Annotated in this window: 1 pseudogene; it reads left to right on the top strand. The window is 32.0% G+C overall.

Features of this window, described 5'->3' with window-relative positions:
- Positions 1–579: pseudogene (locus EZH24_RS13245) on the top strand (DUF2723 domain-containing protein); the annotation flags it as partial.

Below are 579 nucleotides of genomic sequence, written 5' to 3' on the forward strand. Positions count from 1 at the left end.
CGTTGCTTTTTATAGGAATAGTTTTATTTTTGATTCATAAAGACAGATATATAGAGCATATAGAAACTTCTTTTATTTCGATATTCGTATTTTTATTTTTGCTTTTTATAGGAGGTTTCGGATATTATAGATTTATTATGAATTACGAGGCTTATTTATATTTTCCTCCTGGAGTGGCTTCAAACGATTCCATATTTTCAATATTATTCAAACCTTTTTCAAATCCAGATATAATCGGCGACATATTTACCGCTTTGGCAAACGGTTCTTATTTGCGTCCCGATATGATACAGAATTTAAAAGCGCCTTTCTATCCGACTTTATATAAAGGAATGTTTTTGGTTTTATGGGCTTTATTTTTAGTTTTGGCTTGGTGTTTGATTTACAGATATTTATTATGCAAAATGGATAAATTCAATAAAGACAACGATTTTATAACGGGAATATCGATAACTTATTATAAAATGCTTTTGATGTTGGCTGTCGGAGTTATGATTTACGCCTACATGCCGATAAGGGCGAGAGCTTTGCCTCCTTTGAATTGGGGACAATTAAACGAACCTTCTGGCTGGGAAAATT

It is taken from the genome of Brachyspira catarrhinii (assembly GCF_005518285.1).
Classification (GTDB): Bacteria; Spirochaetota; Brachyspiria; order Brachyspirales; family Brachyspiraceae; genus Brachyspira; species Brachyspira catarrhinii.